Below are 18,954 nucleotides of genomic sequence, written 5' to 3'. Positions count from 1 at the left end.
GCTTAGTTTTGTGAATCGTCTTGATCAGCCACAGGCCGATGCGTCACGCGCACTTTCTTGATACGGCGCGTATCCACCGATTGCACCTTGAAGTTGAAGTCTTCGAATTCGATATCTTCCCCAGCACTCGGAATTCGACCAAAAAGTTCGATAATTAAACCTGCTAGCGATTCACTTTCCCCTTTGGCCTTCTCGAAAAAAGCCGCCTCTACCTCGAATACACGGCAGAAATCGTTCAAGGAAGTCTTCGCCTCGAAGAGATAGACATTTTCTGAAATCTTCTTGTAATCTGCTTCCACCTCATCGAACTCGTCATTGATTTCACCCACGATCTCCTCGATGATGTCCTCCATGGTTACCAAGCCTTCGGTCTCACCGTATTCATTCACAATGATGGCCATGTGCACCCTTTTCTCTTGGAAATCATAGAGCAAATCATCGATTTTCTTGTTTTCAGGAACAAAGAAAGGGCTATGCAAAAGGGGCATCCAGTCGAAACTCTCATCTTGATCGATGTGTTTCAATAAGTCTTTAATATACAGAATTCCCTCGATCTTATCGATCGTCTCCTTGTAAACAGGTACACGAGAATAGCCATTCTTATTAATGAGGTCCATTAATTCGTGAAAGTTCATGCTAGTATCGAAGGCCACGATCTCTCGCCTTGCCTGCATCACCGATTTAACGGAAATATTCCCAAAATTCAGAATCCCCCGAAGAATATCTTTTTCCTGATCCGTCGTCGTTTCATCCGTCGTAATCTCTAGTGCTTGTTGTAATTCTTCAGACGTTAAGGTATAGGATTTTTTCTTTACCCGCTTCTCGATCAAACCCGAAATACCCAGCAATGCTTTCGATAATGGCGAAAACACAAAACTTAGGAAACTAATTAAAGGGGCAGAGTAACGCGCGAAATTGACATTGTTTTGCTGGGCCCATACTTTGGGAATTAATTCTCCAAAAAACGTAATGATAAACGTCACCCCAAATAACAAAAACAAAGTCACCACTAAAGTCTCCATGGACTGTTGTCCCAGTATCATGGAGGTTAAATAATTAGCCAGCGTAATGAAAATAATATTGACAAAGTTGATGGAAATCAACAAAGTAGCTAGTAGTTGTTGTGGTTTATCGAGTAAATGACTCACCGCTTTCTCACTACTTATTTCACTCTCTCTAAGGTTAATACGTTGGTCTGCATTGAGCGAAAAGAAGGCTACCTCTGAACCCGCTAAAACAGCTGACAGAAACAATAGGGCTACTAAAATGAAGGAAATAAGCGCAATTGAACTCACGTTAATGGAAGGCTCCAAAGCGAGTAATAAAAGATTGGGTAAGGGGTCTGGGTCCATATAGGGGGTGAACTTATCAATGCAAATTTACAAAAAAGGGAATACGAAATGCGATATCCCCTTTTTTGTATCAAAAATTTAAAATGGCAGATCGTCCCCTTCTTCCATCATCGGTGGGAATGGATCGCTTTTCGCCTCCCCAGCTAGAACGGCTTCTGGCTTAGGCCTTTCGGCCGCCGGAGCTGCTGCAGGGCTTCCTTCATTACGCCCGCCGATTAAATTAATAGAGGTAGCTCGTACTTTATAACCCCGTACGGTTGCGCCATTTTTGTCTTGCCACTCTTCGGAACGAATTTTTCCTTCGATGTAGACTTGATTTCCTTTTTTCAGGTATTGTTCCGCGATGTTCGCTAGGTTATCCCAAAGCTCCACGCGATGCCATTCTGTTTGATCTACTCGTTGTCCATCTTTACCCGTATAGGATTCTGAGGTAGCGATGTTAATATTCGCCACTTTCACGCCGCTAGGTAGTGCGCGAACTTCTGGGTCAGCACCTAAATTTCCTAGTAAAATAACTTTGTTTACTCCAGCCATAATGATTTGTTTTTTAAATGGTTAGCTCAGCAAGGCTCCTTGCATTGCCTAAAGGTACGTGGGCGAAATGTCTTGTAAAATAGGACAATCTAAATTATCAGTTATTAGGTTCAAAAGCAAAACTGATTTTCCTTTGCTCTCGAAGTCTGAGGGGCTCATCCAGACGTATCCTTCCGGTATCGCCAGGGCAAAATTATCAGGAACTTGAACATGCCAAGCATCGCATTTGATTTTTCGGTGACTTAAAAGATGCACCGGCGGGGACTTCAGTGCCTTGCGCGGAAAGGCGGGCCATTCGGTCTCATCTTCGATTAAATAGAACTCCCACAAACCCTTCCAAATGCTATTTTCGGCACGTTCTCGCACTAAAAGCAGTCCATTTTGTTCGATGACCAAGTAGTCCATCTGTATCTCTTTGACCTTCGTCTTCTTCGATTTCACCGGGAAATCAGCGACCCGATGCTCCTTATTTGACTGACAAAAAACAGCCAACGGACATACCGAACAATCCGGAGCCGGTGTACATTGCAAAGCCCCAAATTCCATGATTGCCTGATTGAACCCAGCTGGATCCTGAGCAGGGATTAACGATTGAGCGAGGGAAGTAAAAACACTACGAGCAGCTGAAGACGTAATATCCGTTTCCACCGCGAACACACGCGACAAAACTCGGAAAACATTACCATCCACTACGGCTTTTGCCTCATCAAAAGCAAAAGACGCAATCGCCGCGGCGGTATAGGGTCCTACACCCGGAAGCAAAATGATCTCATCGTAAGTTTGCGGAAACGAGCCCTTAAAATCCCGCATAACCATCTGGGCGGCCTTCTGCAGATTTCGAGCTCGGGAGTAATAGCCTAAACCCTGCCACAAGCGAAGCAACGTGGCCTCCTCAGCCTCCGCTAAATCGCGAACGCTAGGGAATGCGGCTAGTAATCGTTGATAATAAGGTAAACCCTGTGCTACGCGGGTCTGCTGTAAGATGATTTCAGAAAGCCAAATCGCATACGGATCCTTCGTTTGACGCCAGGGCAGTTCTCGCTGATGTTCAGCATACCAAGCCATAATGGTAGACGCAAAGGGGTGAATGGAGCTTTTCTGCATGGATTAAATCAAATTTACGAAAAAAATCACCTTGAATTTGAAAGAATTTTTAGAGAATTGGCAGAAAAACGTTACTTTTGTGTCCCTATTTAAAGACGGGGTTTGTAATTACCTAAGAATCATCATTTAATAAATTAAAGAAACGTGACAAAGGCAGATGTAATTGCTGAGATTGCCAGCAAAACAGGAATTGATAAGAAAGATGTATCGGAAACGTTAGAGTCATTTTTCGAAGTAGTAAAAAATAATTTAGCGAATCAGGAGAACATTTATGTTCGCGGTTTTGGTAGCTTCATTAACAAAAAAAGAGCTCAGAAGATTGCTCGCAACATTTCTAAAAATACAGCGATCACGATCGAGGCACATTATGTGCCTAGCTTTAAACCGGCTAAAGTGTTCGTGGAGCAAATAAAAACTAGTACTGACCCCACTAAATAGGCTTTAGAGCTTAGAAAGGGTCTAGAAAAATGAAAAAAAACTTTTTGATCATTCTTCTTGTAGGTCTAGGGATAACTGCCCTATTGTATTCTTTACCGAAAGGTAATGTGGCGGGTAAGACACAAAATACTCCTTCGGGGGGCGCTAACCGAGATGCGGGGAGCGAAAAGACAGAAAAAGTCGCTGAAAAGGAAGAGCATGCTGCTCCCTTAACCTCAGCTCAGTTAAAGGAGATTTCTACTTTGAAGTCCGCTTTTGCTGCTGCTAAGACAGATGCTTCTCAGGTGAAAGCCTTGGAAAATTTGATGCGGGCTTTTATGAGTGCGAGTCACTATGATTCTGCTGCGGTTTTTGCAGCGAATTATGCGGATCAGCATCCCAGTTTGACGAACGTTTTGCGTGCCGGTCAGCTGTATTTCGAAGCACAAACGTATGCTTTGAATGGACAGAAAGGCGGTAAAATGGGCGAAAAGGCAAGAATGTACTTCTCGAAGGCTATGGCCATCGACCCGAGCAATCTGCTGGTAAAATCGAACATGGCGATGACGTACGTAGATACACCCACTCCGATGAAGGGCATTACGCTGCTTCGCGAAGTGATTGAACAGGAGCCCACGTTTGTGCCAGCCTTGTTTAATTTAGGGATATTATCGATTAAATCGAATCAGTTTGGCAAAGGCCAAGAACGATTCACCCAGATATTGAAGCTGGAGCCGAATAACCATAAAGCCGCGTTAAATCTCGGTTTTTGTTTAGCCCAGTTAGATAAAAAAGAAGAGGCTCAGAAAGTCCTGAAGCGTGTTTTAGAGCAATCTAAAGATGAACAGGAGCAGATAGCCGCTAAAGAGTTGCTTGCAGAAATGCAGGAGCATTGAGGTTGAAAGTCAATCTCGTAAAGTATTTACACATTAATATTTAACATTATGCCTTGCGGTAAAAAAAGAAAACGTCACAAGATTTCCACTCACAAAAGAAAGAAACGTCTTCGTAAGAATCGTCATAAGAAGAAATAGTCTTCGTAAATCCACTTTCCAGATGGGAAATGTATTTAGGTAACGCAGGAACAGGCATTTTTCGAAATGGCCTGTTTTTGGCGTTTATTTTAATTATCTTTAGACTATATGGGCCTAATGGCCCTGTACCATTCTTCTCGACATAAATTGTGAGCAATGAATTAATCATTAATTCGACTCCCAAGGGGGATCGAATAGCCCTTTTGCATGACAAAAGGATAGTAGAGTACCATATTGAACAGTCTGAACCACAGTTTTCCGTAGGGGATATTTACCTCGGAACGGTTAAAAAGTTGGTTTCAGGACTGAACGCCGCTTTTATTGACATTGGTTATGAAAAGGATGCATTCTTGCATTACCATGACCTAGGCCCTAATTTACCTACCCTGCAGAAGTTTACGCGGGAGGCAATGACGAAGAAAAATAAAGTCATTCGTTTAGAGAACTTCAAGCTTGAGCCCGAAATTGATAAATTAGGGAAGATCGAGAAAGCGGTTCAAAAAGGACATTTGGCTTTAGTTCAAGTCGTTAAAGAGCCTATTTCAACCAAAGGCCCTCGTTTATCTTGCGATATTTCCATCGCAGGTCGTTTCCTTGTTTTAGTTCCTTTTGCGAACGGTGTGAACATCTCGAAAAAGATCACGTCGAAAGCGGAACGCAATCGCTTGCAAAAGCTAATGACGTCGATTAAGCCGAAAAATTACGGTGTAATCGTGCGTACAGTGGCAGAAGGTAAAGCGGTGGAAGAAATGGAGCGTGACCTGAAGGATTCGATCGCTAAGTGGGAGGAAGGTCTAGTTAAATTAGTGGATGCTAAAGCGGGCGACCGTATTATTGGCGAAATGAGCCGCGCGACTTCGATGTTACGCGACCTCTTGAACAATGATTTTGATAATGTCATCGTTGATACACCAGAATTGTACAATGAGGCAAAAGGCTATGTACACAATGTCGCTCCTGAAAAGGAGAAGATTGTTAAGCTACACCAAAGCAAAACCAAGTTATTCGAGCAATTAGGTATTGAAAAGCAATTGAAAATGCTTTTTGGCCGTTCGGTTTCCTTGCCAGGTGGAGGATATTTAATCGTGGAACACACGGAAGCATTGCACGTGATCGACGTGAATTCGGGGAATAAATCGAATGCAGAGGATGATCAAGAAGCGACTGCCTTAAGTGTGAACCGGGAAGCTGCGAAAGAAGTAGCTCGCCAATTACGTCTACGTGATATGGGCGGTATTATCGTGATCGACTTCATTGATATGAAGAAGGCTGATAACCGTAAGTTAATTCAGGACATCATGCGCGATGAAATGCGTGGGGATCGTTCGAAGTACACCATTTTACCTTTGACGAAGTTTGGCTTGATGCAAATCACCCGTCAGCGTGTGCGTCCAGAGATGAACGTAGCCACGCATGAAACCTGTCCTAGTTGCGGCGGAACGGGTAGCATTACGGCGAGTATAGCGGTTTCAGACATTGTTGAACAGCATTTGGAACATTTGTTGACGAAGCAAAACGAGAAGAAATTGACACTTTTAGTGCATCCTTTTTTAAGTGCTTATTTCACCAAAGGCTTCCCTTCCATTCGCATGAACTGGTTTATGAAATATAAGACCTGGATTACGATTATGGAAGATTCCTCATTTGGCATAACAGAATTTAAATTCTTAAACCAAAATGGAGATCAAATTGAAATATCATCTTAGATTTTTAGCCTGTATTTTCGGCCTTCTTCTACCTTCATTCGATTCGAATGCACAATGGTGGAAGAAGGCGGATGAGGCGGAGAAGGAGCGTTCGAAGGGAATGCTTTTGCTCACTACCGAAGTTCAGACGGAGGCCACTTTGGCCATCAACCAGATGTATAACTTCCACTTTCCGGAAGCTGAACGCGAATTCAATTACTTGAAGATTAAGTACCCACAGCACCCGCTGCCTGATTTCTTATTAGGTTTAATGCAGTGGTGGAAGATTGTGCCTAATACGAGGAGTGAGGTTTATGACGATCGTTTGATTGAATATATGGACCAAAGTATCTCCAAGGCCGAAAAAATCTACGACGAAACCGAAAACCCCGAAGCCGCCTTTTTCATGGCCGCCGCCTACGCCTTCAAAGGCCGCCTCCACGCAGAACGCAAGCATTGGACACGCGCGACTTTGGCCGCCAAAAACGCCCTAAAATACCTCGAATATTCCCGTAATTTTGCTGATTTCAGCCCCGAATTGATGTTCGGTGATGGACTTTATAATTACTATTATTTCTTCATCAAGCAGAACTTCCCCCTTTTAAGACCCGTTTTATGGCTTTTTCCTAAGGCCAACAAAACCCAAGGAATCGCCCAATTAGAAAAGGTTTCTTACCAAGCCTTCTATACCCGTACCGAAGCTCGTTATTTCCTTTTGCAGATTTACGGCATGGAAAACATGAACGAAAAGGCCTACGGAATGGCGAAATACACTTACGAAACATTCCCAGATAATCCCTATTTCCACCGAGCCTATGCTCGCTCAGCCTACATGAATGGCAATATTACTGAAGCGTCGTCTCTTTCTAAAGAAATACTACGCCGCATCGAACAACACCAAGTAGGCTACGAAGCCACCTCAGGCCGCTATGCTAGCTATATTTTAGGCTATTACGCCCTCTATGTTTACCGAAATCAGGCCGAAGCCATGACCTATTTCAAACAGTGCATGGCCTTCTCTAAAGAAACCGACGCCACCGATTCCGGCTATTATTGGGCATCTGTCCTAGGATTAGCACGCATCTCCTTCCAACAACAACATTATGACGAGGCCGTAGACTTCTGCAAGGAAGTATTAGAAAACGCAGAAAAGAAGTCCGCTCAGTATACAGAGGCCAAAAAATTACTTTCCGAATCCAAGAAAGCCAGAAGAAAAAAACGTTAATATGAAAGCAGATATCATTAAGAAGTATTTCCCCACCATTACAGCTCAGCAACTCGCTCAATTCGAGCAATTGTTTCCTTTGTATGCAGAGTGGAATGAGAAAATTAATGTCATCTCTCGCAAGGATATTGATAATTTGATGCTACACCACGTGTTACACTCTTTGGCGATCGCGAAATTTATCGATTTTAAACCCGGCACAGAGATATTAGACGTCGGCACCGGCGGCGGATTCCCTGGAATTCCTTTGGCGATTCTATTCCCCGAAGTGAATTTTCATTTAGTGGACAGCATCGGAAAGAAGATCAAAGTCGTTCAAGGCGTTGCCGAGGCTTTGGGATTGAAAAACGTGCAAGCCACACACGGTCGCGCCGAGGACATCGACGGCGAATTCGAATTTATTATTTCTAGAGCGGTTACTCGCCTGTTACCTTTCTTTAATTGGGTGAGAAAGAAAATCAGCCCAAATAGTTACCACGATTTAAAGAATGGCCTTCTTTGCCTGAAAGGCGGGGATTTGAGTGAGGAATTGAAAGAACTGGAGCGAAAGCATAAGGTGTTTCATCTTTCCAAAAACTTTAAGGAGGAGTTCTTTGAGACGAAGAAGTTAGTGCATGTTGCGCCGTAGGCGCAGTCGCGACTGTGTCGCTTAGTCGTCCTTCGGACTTAGTCGACTCCGTCTTAGTCGGCGCTTTGCGCCTTAGTCGCGACTGTGTCGCTTAGTCGTCCTTCGGACTTAGTCGACTCCGTCTTAGTCGGCGCTTTGCGCCTTAGTCGCGACTGTGTCGCTTAGTCGTCCTTCGGACTTAGTCGACTCCGTCTTAGTCGGCGCTTTGCGCCTTAGTCGCGACTGTGTCGCTTAGTCGTCCTTCGGACTTAGTCATCGCTGCGCGATTTAGTCCGGAGGTTGATTTTTTGCTTTGAACTTTGCTCTTTGAACTTTGAATCAGGTCTTTGATATTTGAATCTTGACACAATCTGTCAATTCCTGAAAAAACCATTTATACTTTGCGACCTCATTTCACACATTATTGGGTCTGAAGCTCTGAGAGATACATTTCTTAAATCCCACTATACGATTCGCCGTAGGCGACATTTTGACTAAGCGACGCAGTCGCGACTAAGTCACGAAGTGACGACCTGCCGCTCCGCGGCTCTAAACAACTCCTTCAGCGGCTTGATCTGCCTACGCGAGATAGTCACTTGATGATCATTGATTAATTTAATAATTTTGTGAATATTATAATCAATGGCCAGAATGGCATTCATGTTGACAATGGCAGATTTAGAAGGACGTATGAAGCTGTTAGCCAGGAGAAATTCCTCAAAGTATTTTAGCGTTCTACACGATATAATTCTGCTACCATCATTCATGTGAAACTTAGAATAATTACCTTCTCCCTCGATGTGAAGGACATCTTTGATGCAGATAATCTGATCGCCTAATGCAAGCATGCAGTTTTGTTCTTTCTTAATGGTTCCCGTCATAACAGTAGAGCAGTTAGTAAGACAAATCTACGGCGCATCACCACAGATATGGAAAATAATTAGGTTATTTGCGTTATTGACGATTATTGTTTCTCAATCGACCATTAACCGGTTAATATATAATAGGTTACATATACTTTTTGGGGATAAATAGCTAAATAAGGTAACTAAAGTAGATACATTAACTAGTCCTTCACATATTATACGGTATAGAGGTAAGGGATTTTTTACTTAATTTTCGAATACTTAAATAGAACTATGAAGACAAGACGATTTGGCCGGACTGGCTGGGCATTAAGAGAAGTTGGATATGGCATGTGGGGATTAGCTGGATGGACGGGCTCTGATATGGAGGAAGTCAATAAGTCTTTGGACCGTTCGGTCGAGCTGGGATGTAATTTTTTTGACACCGCTTGGGGATATGCAGAAGGTAAGAGTGAAGAAATCTTGGGAGGTCTTGTGAGACGTCATAAGGAGACTACTTTATATGCTGCGACGAAGATTCCGCCCAAAAACTTTACCTGGCCATCTAAGCCTCATTTCAAAATAGAAGACTGTTTCCCGGCTGATCACATCGTGGAGTACACGGAGAAAAGTTTGCGCAACATGAAAGTGGAACAAATTGATTTGCAGCAGTTCCATGTGTGGGAAGATGCGTGGGCGGATCGCGATGAGTGGAAGATGGCTATTGAGAAATTAACGAAAGAGGGGAAAGTCGCTCATTGGGGAGTTTCGGTGAACCGTTGGGAGCCAAACAATTGCTTGCAGACCTTGGAAACCGGATTGATTTCTTCTGTGCAGGTGATATATAATATTTTTGACCAAAACCCCGAAGACCAATTATTCCCTCTTTGTAAGAAATTAGATGTGGGCGTGATTGCGCGTGTTCCTTTTGATGAGGGAAGTTTGACGGGTTTGATGACCTATGACACGACTTTCCCAGCGAATGATTGGCGTTCGACTTATTTCGTTCCGGAGAATTTGATATCGAGTGTGGATCACGCGAATGCTTTGAAACCTTTGGTTCCAGAAGGAATGGATTTGCCTGAAATGGCCTTGCGTTTCATTCTTTCGAACCCGGATGTGGGTACGATCATTCCTGGTATGCGTAAGATTAAACACGTAGAAAGTAATACCGCGACCTCAGATGGCCGTGGATTAGCAACAGCATTAGTAGAGGAGTTGCGGGCGCACCGATGGGAGCGTCAGCCTACTTCTTGGTCGCAGTAAAGAGTTCCTTTAAAGCGGCCTCTTCCCGGAACCCCGATGTTTTGGTTTTCATTTCTCCTTTAGAGAAGACGATGAAACTCGGGATTTCGTCTATTCCGTAGGCCTGCATGATGGCCTGGTTGCCGTCTGCTTCGACCTTAAGGACTGTCACCTTTCCTTTAAATTCTTCGGCTAGTTTATCGACGATGGGCATCATTTTAAGACAGGGCGCACACCATTTGGCATAAAAATCGACTACTACGGCATCTGATGAAGCGACTTCTTTTTTAAAGTCGGCCAAATTCCAGGCCGCATCATGCTTGACATCGGGTACTCCCTCCAAAGGCTTTAGACGTGTTGTCCATTTCAAATAACCGCCTTTCATTTCGGTCACTTGAAAACCAGCCGCGCGCATTTGCTCAGCAGCCTGAGCGGAACGACCGCCAGATAGACAATAGATAAGGACCGGTTTATCTTTCGAAAGTTGCGCGACTTTGGCGCTGAAATCTGGGGAGCGAAAATCGATGTTCATCGCCTTTGGCAAATGTCCTCCTCCAAATTCCCCCGTAGTCCGAACGTCCAGCAAATAAGCGTTCGGCGTCTCTTTGATCTTCTTTTCGAAGGCATCAACGTCGATATTTTGGGCGAAAGTACTGAGGCTCAGTAGAAATACGAAGGCCATCATAAGGCAACTCGAAATACATTTTATCATCTGATAATACGGAATTAGGCAAAAAAGCGTTAATTTGCAGTTCAATTTAGGCAATAATCTTAATTCTTTAATCAAAATAAATATAATACGATGAGTGCAATACAGTATGTACACGCAAGACAAATTTTAGATTCACGCGGAAACCCAACAATTGAGGTGGACATTAAGACCGAAGACGGTGCTTTTGGACGTGCAGCAGTTCCATCTGGAGCTTCTACAGGTATCCACGAGGCAGTAGAACTTCGTGATGAAGACAAATCAGTTTACGTAGGAAAAGGTGTTTTAAAAGCAGTTGAGAACGTAAATACGGCGATTGCAGAAGAACTTTGGGGTTTAGAAGTGTCTGAACAAAACATGATCGATAACATCATGATTGAATTAGACGGAACGCCAAACAAGAGTAAATTAGGCGCAAACGCGATTCTAGGCGTTTCTTTGGCAGTAGCAAAAGCAGCAGCGCAAGAAGCAGGCTTATCTTTATACCGTTATATCGGTGGCGTAAACGCAAACACGTTACCAGTTCCGATGATGAACATCTTAAACGGAGGTTCTCACGCGGATAACTCGATTGACTTCCAAGAATTCATGGTAATGCCAGCGAAAGCTGAATCTTTCTCGCATGCATTACGTATGGGTACGGAAGTTTTCCACGCATTGAAAGGTGTGTTGAAGTCCAAAGGATATTCTACTAACGTAGGTGATGAAGGTGGTTTTGCACCTAACATCAAGTCGAACGAAGAAGCCATCGAAATCGTATTGCAATCGATCGAAAAAGCAGGTTATAAGCCAGGCGAAGAAATCTTCATCGCGATGGACGCTGCTGCATCTGAATTCTACGATGAGAAAACAGGTCTTTACACATTCAAAAAATCTGACGGTAAGCAATTAAACTCAATGGAGATGGCTGCTTACTGGAAGACTTGGGCTGACAAATACCCAATCATCTCGATCGAAGACGGTATGGCGGAAGACGATTGGGCAGGTTGGGCTGAGCAAACGAAATTAATCGGTTCTAAATGCCAATTAGTAGGGGACGATTTATTCGTTACAAACGTGAAGCGTTTACAACAAGGTATCGACAAAGGCGTAGCAAACGCAGTTTTAGTAAAAGTAAACCAAATCGGTTCATTAACTGAAACCATCGACACCGTTAACCTAGCAAAACGCAACTCTTATAAAAACATCATGTCACACCGTTCTGGAGAGACTGAAGATGCTACGATCGCTGACTTAGCGGTAGCATTGAACACAGGCCAAATCAAAACTGGTTCTGCATCTCGCTCTGACCGTATGGCTAAATACAACCAATTGCTTCGCATTGAGGAGGAATTGGGTGCTAACGCATATTTCCCAGGTTTGAATTTCTAATTCTATGCTCGATCGCGTTAAGAGTTTATTTTTAGGGCCAAATCGTTTCTACTACATCTCCACCTGCGTTTTGTTTGTGTGGATGTTTGTACTAGACAATAATGATTTAACGGTTCAATATAGACTTTCTACCGAACTGGCAGACTTGAAGGCGGAACACGAATACTATCGGCACAAGTTAAAAGAGCTGAAACAGGAGCGTGCTGCTGTGATGGGAAATCCAGCGTTATTAGAAAAATACGCTCGCGAGAAATATTTCATGAAGCGTCCGTCAGAGGATGTCTTCGTGATCGTCGATCAAGAGAATCAACCGATTGAGAAATAAAAGAAGCCCGGCATGTTTGCTGGGCTTCTTTTATTTAGAGCCTTCGGCTTAAAGCATAGAGCACAAAGCATAAAGAATAAAGATCGCATCGCCTGCGGCGAATCGTATAGTGGATTTTGTCGAATCCGCCTCTCCGTGCCCTAAACCCAATAATGTGTGAAATGGCGTCGTAAAGTATAAATAGTTTTTTGAGGAATTGACAGATGTTGTCAATACGCCAAAAAACCATTTAGTACTTTGAAAGTATTTTAATCTATTTGTGCCCCTGGAGTACCTAAAGGCCATATCGGACTTATCCCCTCCGGACTAAGCGACGGAGTCGCGACTAAGTCCCGCAGGGACGACTAAATCGCGTAGCGATAACTCCGACGCAGTCGGAATGACTTCTAGTCGACTTATTTTAATTTTCGCAACGCGAAAATTAAAATAACGCCACCCCCGTCATCTCTTTCGGTTGAGCCACGCCCATCATCTTCAAGATCGTAGGAGAAATGTCACCCAGTTTTCCATCGCGAAGCGTAGGTTTGAAGTCGTTGTCTACTAAAATACAAGGAACAAGGTTTGTTGAGTGAGCGGTGTTTGGAGAACCATCTTCATTCATCATTACGTCCGCGTTACCGTGGTCAGCGATGATGATAAAGGAATAACCGTGAGCTAGACCCGCTGTTACGACTGCCTCGGCGCAAGCGTCAACGGTTTCGACTGCCTTAACTACAGCTGAGAAAACGCCCGTGTGGCCTACCATGTCAGGATTAGCGAAGTTTAAGCAGACGAAGTCTACCTCTTCTTTTTCTAATTCGGGGATCAACGCATCGCGAAGATCTGCGGCAGACATTTCGGGTTGAAGATCGTAGGTTGCGACTTTGGGGGAGTTGCGTAGGATGTTTTGTTGTCCTGTAAAAAGGGCCTCACGACCGCCAGAGAAGAAGAACGTAACGTGTGGGTATTTTTCGGTTTCGGCGATGCGAATTTGTTTTTTGCCGGCGCCCTCTAGGACCTCGCCCATGGTCATGGGAAGGTTGGAGTCGTTGAAGATGACGTGGACGTTTTGGAACTCTTTATCGTATTCCGTCATCGTCAAGTAGTACAAATTCATTTTGTGCATATTCTCCTCGTGGAAATCACGCTGCGTTAAAGCCTGTGTGATTTCGCGGCCGCGGTCGGTGCGGAAGTTGAAGCAGATCACCACGTCGCCCTCTTGAATGTTGCCCAGCGGCAAACCAGCGGCATCCGTCATAATAATCGGGTGGATGAACTCGTCCGTCACACCAGTTGCGTAGCTCGCTTCGATTGATTTCAGCACATCAGTTGACGGATTTCCTTCGCCGTGGACCATTGCTTTGTAGGCCAAAGCCACCCGCTCCCAGCGATTATCGCGGTCCATCGCATAGTAACGACCCGTTACTGAGGCGATTTGCGTGTTGGTTTTAAGCGTATGTTGGTATAAATCGGTCATGAATTTTAGACCTGATTTGGGATCCGTATCGCGACCATCTGTGAAAGCGTGGACGAAAACGTTACCCAAACCAGCCTCTGACGCCGTCGAAAGCAAGGATTTCAAGTGCTCGATGTGGGCGTGAACGCCGCCGTCGGACACGAGGCCCATGAAGTGAACGGACTTGTTGTTGGCTTTAGCATAGTCGAATGCTTTGGCTAATTCAGGCTCTTGGCCCAAGGTATTTTCGGTGACTGCTTTGTTGATGCGAACGAGGTTTTGGTAGACCACGCGGCCGGCACCTAAGTTCATGTGGCCTACTTCGGAGTTGCCCATTTGGCCCTCTGGTAAGCCCACTGCTAGGCCGGACGCCTCTAATTTTGAGTGCGCATATTTGCCGTATAGTGAAGAAATAAATGGCGTTTTGGCCGCGTCGATCGCGGAAACTTTGGGATTTGTGGCGATGCCCCAGCCATCTAAGATCATTAAAACTACTTTCTTATCCATCTTTTATTGTATTACATTTCGCTGCAAAAATACCCATTTCTAGGCAATTTGCCTAGATTCTATGGCTCATTTGTTCTGCCAAAACCTTAATATCCACCACCTCAATCGTCTTCTTTTCGGTCGGAAAGGCAGCCACCTCGATCATCGCTTTGGCTAATTCTTCCAAAGTCGACGCCGTCTTCCCCGCCACCAATAATAGTATCGGATAGATCCAATTGACATATTTATAGTATTTCAAGGTGAATTTATTCCCCTTCATCGGCTCCAAATACCCCGGCCTAAACGAATAAGAATCCCGAAAACCCATCTTTTTCAAATCATTTTCCGTCTTCCCCTTCACCCGCGCCCACATGATGGAACCCTTTTCGGAGCTGTCCGTGGACATCCCGGAAATATAGCTGAAGCTTATATTTTTGGGCATTTGGGCCGCAAAACCCAAAGTCAAATCGTAGGTCTTGCGCCTAAACTCTTCTTCCTTCATCCCCACGGACGAAACCCCCAGGCAGAACAAGCACGCATCGTAGTCTTTCACCACCTCCTTGATCTCCTCCGGATGATAAAAATCGGCCAAAAAATACTCCTTTAATTTAGGGTGCGCATGTTCGGACGGCTTGCGACTAATCGCCAAAACCTCACTCACAAACGGCGAACGCAACGCTTCCAGCATCACGCCCTCGCCCACCATCCCGGTTACCCCGGTCACAATCACTTTGATTTGTGGATTTTCCATCGTAGAATTGAAAAAATATTAAACCTATGTCTACCTCCCGCCGCGATTTTATCGCCCTAGCCTCGACCTTGCCCTTTGTGGCTTCTTCTGAATCAACTACGAAAATGACCTTTATACATCATGTTCTTTTTTGGGCCAAAAACCCAAGCTCCACCACCGAAACCGATCAACTCTACCGCGCCCTTAAAGCTTTAGGAACCCTTCCGATGATCACTTCAGCCCACGTAGGCAAGCCCATCGTCACGGATTTTGACAAACCCGTAACAGAAGCAAGTTACACCTTTTCGGTAGTCCTTGTTTTCGACAGCGCCGAAAAAGAGAAAGAATACCTCTACCATCCACTTCACAAGAAGTTCATTGATGAGAACAAGCACCTTTGGGGGAAAGTTCAGGTGATAGATTCGCAGGAGCCTGCGGCTTAGTCGCGACGCTGTCGCTTAGTCGTCACTTCGTGACTTAGTCGCCTTTGGCTTAGTCATCGCTTTGCGATTTAGTCACGACTTTGTCGTTTAGTCGTCCTGCGGACTTAGTCAGTGGGCTATTTTTTGATTAACATCAGAACGATGCCTATTGTGATGGATAATTGACCTACCCAGAAAATAAATAGCCATTTTAGAATTTCAAATTTCGTTTCAGAAAGTTCTTTGCTTACAAATTCCTTTGTGGCCAGATTCTGATCTATGTGATCGTGCATTTCGTGAATGGTGGATACAAATTCCATGGCGTCAGAATCTTTCAGGTGCAATTTAGCACGAGCTAAATCGTAAAGTTTGATGTTTAGTGGTTGCATGGATAAATGTAGGCTTTATTGGCTGTAAAGCAACTTTAAAAACTGATAATTTAGTCGCGACTCTGTCGCTTAGTCGTCACTTCGTGACTTGGTCGCCTACTTCTTAGTCGCTGCTTTGCAGCTTAGTCACCCTGCGGATTTGGACTTTGAACTTTGGACTTTGAATTTTGACAAAAACTGTCAATACCTCAAAAAACCATTTATACTTTTCAACGCATTTCATCACAATAGTGCCATATAAGGCCAAAAACGCACTTATCGCATAGAACGGCGTCCTAAAACATACATCCCTACAGCGGAAACAAGCAACAATACCACAGAAACCACATCTTGCCAGCGCAATAACTCTGGGCGCGCGAAAAGCAAAGCCCACGATGACGCAGAAATCCCTGTAAAGACCGCCAAAAATGTCCGCGGCAACATCCCCAAAGTTCCAGCCGTAATAAATGAGCGGAAGGGAACGCCCACGAAGGCCATGATGGCGTTTGTGATGGCGAAAGGGAAAATAGGAGAAAGCCGTGCGAGGAACACCCAGGAAAAGGAGGATGAACGCACGTTTGCTAGGAAACTAGAAGGTACGCGCGACAGCAAAGCTGTCGCGCCGAACTTTTTGGCAAGAAAATAACCCAAAGCCGAAGCCGCCGAGTAAGCCAAAATCAACGGCAACAACCCCGAAAATCCATATACATAGCCTGTAAACAAGGCAAAAAATGTCGTGGGACAGAGGGCCAGGCCCATAATCAAAGCAGCGCAAATCCAAAAAACCACCGACCCCAGCAGAGAAAACGACGTAAAAAACGAAGGATTCGAAAGCGCAAAATAGCCCAAAAAGCCAGACGCCAGCAAGGGCAATAGGCCCATCCAAACGAGGTAGAGCGATTCGTAAACGAGTTTTTTGTTCATAAAAGGGCCCCGCAAAGGGGGCAATTATCCCCCAAAGTTAATACCTTTGTACGCTTATGGAAATTGCGATCATAAAATACAATGCGGGGAATGTGGCGTCGGTGATGTACGCGTTGGATCGTATTGGTCAAAAATACCAACTGACAGATGACCATGAGCAGATTAAAAAGGCCGACAAAGTGATTTTTCCGGGGGTGGGCGAGGCGAGTACGGCGATGGCTTATTTGAAAGAAAAGGGCCTAGACGCATTGATAAAGGGGTTGAAGCAGCCTGTTTTGGCGACCTGCATCGGAATGCAATTGTTGTGCAAGCACTCGGAAGAGGGAAACACAAATTGCATCGGGGTGTTTGACGTGGTGGTGAAGAAGTTCATTAGTAAAGATTTGAAAATTCCACACGTGGGGTGGAATTCGATCGAGCAAAAAGGCGACAACCCTTTGATGCAAGGACTGAAAAAAGAAGAGTTCGTCTATTTCGTACACTCTTTTTATGCGCCCGTAAATCAGTATACGACAGCGGTTTGTGAGTATGTGCAGCCGTTTTCGGCGATGTTACAAAAGGATAATTTTTATGCCGCGCAGTTTCACGCGGAAATCAGCGGAAAGGCTGGCGAACAGATTTTGAAAAATTTCTTAGCACTCTAATATGTTTCAACTAATTCCAGCGATCGATCTGATAAATGGGCAATGCGTGCGTTTGACTCAGGGGGATTATGGCCAAAAGACGGTCTATTCAGAAGACCCTTTGGAAATCGCCAAAGCCTTTGAGGGGGCCGGAATTCAGCGTTTGCACTTAGTGGATTTGGATGGGGCGAAGGCGAAGACGATTGTGAACCTAGACGTATTAGAACGAATTGCATCAAACACAAAACTGCATATTGATTTTGGTGGAGGAGTTCAGTCCGATGAGATGATTGATACGGCTTTTTCTGCGGGTGCCGCGCAGATTACCGCCGGCAGTATTGCCGTGCGTAATCCTGCGCTGGTCTGCGAATGGTTGCAGAAGTATGGGTCGGAGAAGATTATTTTGGGGGCGGATGCGCAGAATGAGATGATTGCGGTTTCGGGCTGGCAAGAGAATTCGAATATTTCGATTTTCGATTTTTTGCAGGATTATACCTCGAAAGGCGCGAAGTATGTGATTTCGACGGATGTTGCCAAAGATGGTTTATTGCAAGGTCCCAGCTTCGATTTATATGAAAAAATTCAGGCTTCGAGCCCGTCACTGAGTGTGATTGCGAGCGGTGGGGTGGCCTGTATGGATGATTTAGTGCGCTTGCGGGAGATGAATTTGTTTGGGGTGATTGTGGGGAAAGCGTTTTATGAGGGTCGGATTAGTTTAGCGGATTTGGCACAATTTTCAACATCAGCATGTTAACAAAGCGCATCATACCTTGTTTGGATATTAAAGAAGGGCGTACCGTGAAAGGGACGAACTTTGTGGATCTGCGCGATGCCGGTGATCCGGTGGAGCTGGGTGCACTTTATGCGAAGCAGGGGGCGGATGAGTTGGTATTTTTAGATATTACGGCTACGGTTGATGACCGGAAGACTTTGGTGAACTTAGTCCGCGAAGTCGCGCGGCACGTGAATATTCCTTTTACCGTGGGCGGCGGAATTTCTTCCATAGCTGATGTATCGGCGTTGCTGAACGCCGGCGCGGACAAAGTGTCCATCAACTCGTCTGCGGTGCGCCGGCCAGAGCTGATTGATGAACTGGCTTTGGCTTTTGGCTCTCAATGCATCATTGTCGCGATCGACACACGCTTTGAACCCGCCGCGGGCCTGGACTTCGTCCACACCCACGGCGGCAGACGCATAACCGAACTAAAAACTCTCGAATGGGCCCGCGAAGTAGAAAACCGTGGTGCTGGCGAAATATTATTAACTTCGATGGACGCGGACGGAACGAAAGCAGGCTTCGCCTGTGATTTGACCGCTCGCATATCCTCAGCAGCTTCCATTCCCATTATTGCCTCTGGCGGAGCGGGAACGATGGAACATTTTACGGAAGTATTTACGACCGGCAAAGCAGACGCAGGCCTCGCCGCGAGTATATTTCACTTTAAAGAAATTGAAATTTTGGCATTGAAGAATTACCTTGCTACCCAAGGCATTCCGATGCGCATTTAACAGA

General features: G+C 44.9%; 21 protein-coding genes. 12 read left to right on the top strand and 9 right to left on the bottom strand.

Annotated features, from left to right (window positions below):
* Window positions 1-2: 2 nt before the first annotated feature.
* The 3 genes from gldE to mutY form a co-directional block, all read right to left on the bottom strand.
* Window positions 3-1,352: a gliding motility-associated protein GldE gene (gene gldE / locus ACST13_RS04135; protein ID WP_459521962.1), complete on the bottom strand. Its 1,350-nt coding sequence runs from the start codon at window positions 1,350-1,352 to the stop codon at window positions 3-5.
* A gap of 78 nt (window positions 1,353-1,430) precedes the next feature.
* A complete protein-coding gene (locus ACST13_RS04130) occupies window positions 1,431-1,886 on the bottom strand; it encodes a single-stranded DNA-binding protein (protein ID WP_459521961.1) in 456 nt (151 codons plus the stop codon).
* Between the two features lie 48 nt (window positions 1,887-1,934).
* The gene (gene mutY / locus ACST13_RS04125; RefSeq protein WP_459521960.1) at window positions 1,935-2,990 is read right to left on the bottom strand and encodes an A/G-specific adenine glycosylase; all 1,056 of its coding nucleotides are present in this window, start codon (window positions 2,988-2,990) and stop codon (window positions 1,935-1,937) included.
* A gap of 144 nt (window positions 2,991-3,134) precedes the next feature.
* Here mutY and ACST13_RS04120 point away from each other — a divergent pair, with 144 nt between their 5' ends.
* The 5 genes from ACST13_RS04120 to rsmG all read left to right on the top strand — a co-directional run bounded on the left by ACST13_RS04120 (window position 3,135) and on the right by rsmG (window position 7,979).
* On the top strand, window positions 3,135-3,428 hold the full coding sequence (locus ACST13_RS04120; protein ID WP_459521959.1) for an HU family DNA-binding protein: 294 nt from the start codon (window positions 3,135-3,137) through the stop codon (window positions 3,426-3,428).
* Window positions 3,429-3,457: 29 nt separating this feature from the next.
* Complete coding sequence (locus ACST13_RS04115) at window positions 3,458-4,303, top strand: tetratricopeptide repeat protein (RefSeq protein WP_459521958.1); 846 nt, start codon at window positions 3,458-3,460, stop codon at window positions 4,301-4,303.
* 287 nt (window positions 4,304-4,590) lie between these two features.
* Window positions 4,591-6,147, top strand: coding sequence for an Rne/Rng family ribonuclease (locus tag ACST13_RS04110; RefSeq protein ID WP_459521957.1), 1,557 nt, complete (start codon window positions 4,591-4,593; stop codon window positions 6,145-6,147).
* Window positions 6,119-7,351, top strand: coding sequence for a tetratricopeptide repeat protein (locus ACST13_RS04105; RefSeq protein WP_459521956.1), 1,233 nt, complete (start codon window positions 6,119-6,121; stop codon window positions 7,349-7,351). The genes ACST13_RS04110 and ACST13_RS04105 overlap by 29 nt, the downstream gene beginning before the upstream one ends.
* Before the next feature lies 1 nt (window position 7,352).
* Window positions 7,353-7,979: a 16S rRNA (guanine(527)-N(7))-methyltransferase RsmG gene (gene rsmG, locus ACST13_RS04100; RefSeq protein ID WP_459521955.1), complete on the top strand. Its 627-nt coding sequence runs from the start codon at window positions 7,353-7,355 to the stop codon at window positions 7,977-7,979.
* Window positions 7,980-8,476: 497 nt separating this feature from the next.
* Here the strand turns inward: rsmG and ACST13_RS04095 are convergent, their stop codons facing one another.
* Complete coding sequence (locus tag ACST13_RS04095; RefSeq protein WP_459521954.1) at window positions 8,477-8,839, bottom strand: LytR/AlgR family response regulator transcription factor; 363 nt, start codon at window positions 8,837-8,839, stop codon at window positions 8,477-8,479.
* Between the two features lie 258 nt (window positions 8,840-9,097).
* Here ACST13_RS04095 and ACST13_RS04090 point away from each other — a divergent pair, with 258 nt between their 5' ends.
* Entirely contained in the window at window positions 9,098-10,069 is a 972-nt protein-coding gene (locus ACST13_RS04090) for an aldo/keto reductase (RefSeq protein ID WP_459521953.1), read from the top strand.
* On the opposite strand, the gene ACST13_RS04085 is transcribed toward ACST13_RS04090, so the two are convergent.
* A complete protein-coding gene (locus ACST13_RS04085; protein ID WP_459521952.1) occupies window positions 10,050-10,760 on the bottom strand; it encodes a thioredoxin domain-containing protein in 711 nt (236 codons plus the stop codon). The genes ACST13_RS04090 and ACST13_RS04085 overlap by 20 nt on opposite strands.
* A gap of 90 nt (window positions 10,761-10,850) precedes the next feature.
* On the opposite strand from ACST13_RS04085, the gene eno reads away from it, so the two are divergent.
* On the top strand, window positions 10,851-12,128 hold the full coding sequence (gene eno / locus ACST13_RS04080) for a phosphopyruvate hydratase (protein WP_459521951.1): 1,278 nt from the start codon (window positions 10,851-10,853) through the stop codon (window positions 12,126-12,128).
* A gap of 4 nt (window positions 12,129-12,132) precedes the next feature.
* Window positions 12,133-12,453 carry an FtsB family cell division protein gene (locus tag ACST13_RS04075; protein WP_459521950.1) on the top strand — a complete coding sequence of 107 codons (321 nt, stop codon included), beginning with the start codon at window positions 12,133-12,135 and terminating at the stop codon, window positions 12,451-12,453.
* 421 nt (window positions 12,454-12,874) lie between these two features.
* Here ACST13_RS04075 and gpmI read toward each other — a convergent pair whose 3' ends face one another.
* Together gpmI and ACST13_RS04065 are read right to left on the bottom strand one after the other, a co-directional pair.
* The gene (gpmI, locus tag ACST13_RS04070; protein WP_459521949.1) at window positions 12,875-14,395 is read right to left on the bottom strand and encodes a 2,3-bisphosphoglycerate-independent phosphoglycerate mutase; all 1,521 of its coding nucleotides are present in this window, start codon (window positions 14,393-14,395) and stop codon (window positions 12,875-12,877) included.
* Window positions 14,396-14,447: 52 nt separating this feature from the next.
* Complete coding sequence (locus ACST13_RS04065; RefSeq protein WP_459521948.1) at window positions 14,448-15,125, bottom strand: NAD-dependent epimerase/dehydratase family protein; 678 nt, start codon at window positions 15,123-15,125, stop codon at window positions 14,448-14,450.
* A gap of 26 nt (window positions 15,126-15,151) precedes the next feature.
* On the opposite strand from ACST13_RS04065, the gene ACST13_RS04060 reads away from it, so the two are divergent.
* Complete coding sequence (locus ACST13_RS04060; protein WP_459521947.1) at window positions 15,152-15,547, top strand: Dabb family protein; 396 nt, start codon at window positions 15,152-15,154, stop codon at window positions 15,545-15,547.
* Between the two features lie 116 nt (window positions 15,548-15,663).
* On the opposite strand, the gene ACST13_RS04055 is transcribed toward ACST13_RS04060, so the two are convergent.
* Both ACST13_RS04055 and ACST13_RS04050 read right to left on the bottom strand, forming a co-directional pair.
* Window positions 15,664-15,915 carry a hypothetical protein gene (locus ACST13_RS04055; RefSeq protein ID WP_459521946.1) on the bottom strand — a complete coding sequence of 84 codons (252 nt, stop codon included), beginning with the start codon at window positions 15,913-15,915 and terminating at the stop codon, window positions 15,664-15,666.
* 255 nt (window positions 15,916-16,170) lie between these two features.
* Window positions 16,171-16,818, bottom strand: a complete 648-nt coding sequence (locus tag ACST13_RS04050; RefSeq protein WP_459521945.1) for a TVP38/TMEM64 family protein — start codon at window positions 16,816-16,818, stop codon at window positions 16,171-16,173.
* A 56-nt stretch (window positions 16,819-16,874) separates the two neighbouring features.
* On the opposite strand from ACST13_RS04050, the gene hisH reads away from it, so the two are divergent.
* The 3 genes from hisH to hisF are packed head-to-tail and all read left to right on the top strand — an operon-like array spanning window position 16,875 to window position 18,950.
* Complete coding sequence (gene hisH, locus ACST13_RS04045) at window positions 16,875-17,462, top strand: imidazole glycerol phosphate synthase subunit HisH (RefSeq protein ID WP_459521944.1); 588 nt, start codon at window positions 16,875-16,877, stop codon at window positions 17,460-17,462.
* Window position 17,463: 1 nt separating this feature from the next.
* The gene (hisA, locus tag ACST13_RS04040; protein WP_459521943.1) at window positions 17,464-18,195 is read left to right on the top strand and encodes a 1-(5-phosphoribosyl)-5-[(5-phosphoribosylamino)methylideneamino]imidazole-4-carboxamide isomerase; all 732 of its coding nucleotides are present in this window, start codon (window positions 17,464-17,466) and stop codon (window positions 18,193-18,195) included.
* Window positions 18,189-18,950: an imidazole glycerol phosphate synthase subunit HisF gene (gene hisF / locus ACST13_RS04035; protein ID WP_459521942.1), complete on the top strand. Its 762-nt coding sequence runs from the start codon at window positions 18,189-18,191 to the stop codon at window positions 18,948-18,950. The genes hisA and hisF overlap by 7 nt, the downstream gene beginning before the upstream one ends.
* The last annotated feature ends 4 nt before the right edge of the window (window positions 18,951-18,954 follow it).

The organism is Aquirufa sp. A-Brett2-W8, from assembly GCF_054558755.1.
This window is presented reverse-complemented; position numbering and strand designations above follow the sequence as displayed.

Excerpts from the sequence above, each read along its gene's own strand:
- gpmI (WP_459521949.1), bottom strand. The coding sequence starts at position 14,395 with ATGGATAAGAAAGTAGTTTTAATGATCTTAGATGGCTGGGGCATCGCC.
- ACST13_RS04095 (WP_459521954.1), bottom strand. The coding sequence starts at position 8,839 with ATGACGGGAACCATTAAGAAAGAACAAAACTGCATGCTTGCATTAGGC.
- hisA (WP_459521943.1), top strand. The coding sequence starts at position 17,464 with ATGTTTCAACTAATTCCAGCGATCGATCTGATAAATGGGCAATGCGTG.
- ACST13_RS04050 (WP_459521945.1), bottom strand. The coding sequence starts at position 16,818 with ATGAACAAAAAACTCGTTTACGAATCGCTCTACCTCGTTTGGATGGGC.
- eno (WP_459521951.1), top strand. The coding sequence starts at position 10,851 with ATGAGTGCAATACAGTATGTACACGCAAGACAAATTTTAGATTCACGC.
- ACST13_RS04090 (WP_459521953.1), top strand. The coding sequence starts at position 9,098 with ATGAAGACAAGACGATTTGGCCGGACTGGCTGGGCATTAAGAGAAGTT.
- rsmG (WP_459521955.1), top strand. The coding sequence starts at position 7,353 with ATGAAAGCAGATATCATTAAGAAGTATTTCCCCACCATTACAGCTCAG.
- hisF (WP_459521942.1), top strand. The coding sequence starts at position 18,189 with ATGTTAACAAAGCGCATCATACCTTGTTTGGATATTAAAGAAGGGCGT.
- hisH (WP_459521944.1), top strand. The coding sequence starts at position 16,875 with ATGGAAATTGCGATCATAAAATACAATGCGGGGAATGTGGCGTCGGTG.
- ACST13_RS04130 (WP_459521961.1), bottom strand. The coding sequence starts at position 1,886 with ATGGCTGGAGTAAACAAAGTTATTTTACTAGGAAATTTAGGTGCTGAC.
- ACST13_RS04115 (WP_459521958.1), top strand. The coding sequence starts at position 3,458 with ATGAAAAAAAACTTTTTGATCATTCTTCTTGTAGGTCTAGGGATAACT.
- ACST13_RS04105 (WP_459521956.1), top strand. The coding sequence starts at position 6,119 with ATGGAGATCAAATTGAAATATCATCTTAGATTTTTAGCCTGTATTTTC.
- ACST13_RS04060 (WP_459521947.1), top strand. The coding sequence starts at position 15,152 with ATGTCTACCTCCCGCCGCGATTTTATCGCCCTAGCCTCGACCTTGCCC.
- mutY (WP_459521960.1), bottom strand. The coding sequence starts at position 2,990 with ATGCAGAAAAGCTCCATTCACCCCTTTGCGTCTACCATTATGGCTTGG.
- ACST13_RS04055 (WP_459521946.1), bottom strand. The coding sequence starts at position 15,915 with ATGCAACCACTAAACATCAAACTTTACGATTTAGCTCGTGCTAAATTG.
- ACST13_RS04085 (WP_459521952.1), bottom strand. The coding sequence starts at position 10,760 with ATGATAAAATGTATTTCGAGTTGCCTTATGATGGCCTTCGTATTTCTA.
- ACST13_RS04065 (WP_459521948.1), bottom strand. The coding sequence starts at position 15,125 with ATGGAAAATCCACAAATCAAAGTGATTGTGACCGGGGTAACCGGGATG.
- ACST13_RS04075 (WP_459521950.1), top strand. The coding sequence starts at position 12,133 with ATGCTCGATCGCGTTAAGAGTTTATTTTTAGGGCCAAATCGTTTCTAC.
- gldE (WP_459521962.1), bottom strand. The coding sequence starts at position 1,352 with ATGGACCCAGACCCCTTACCCAATCTTTTATTACTCGCTTTGGAGCCT.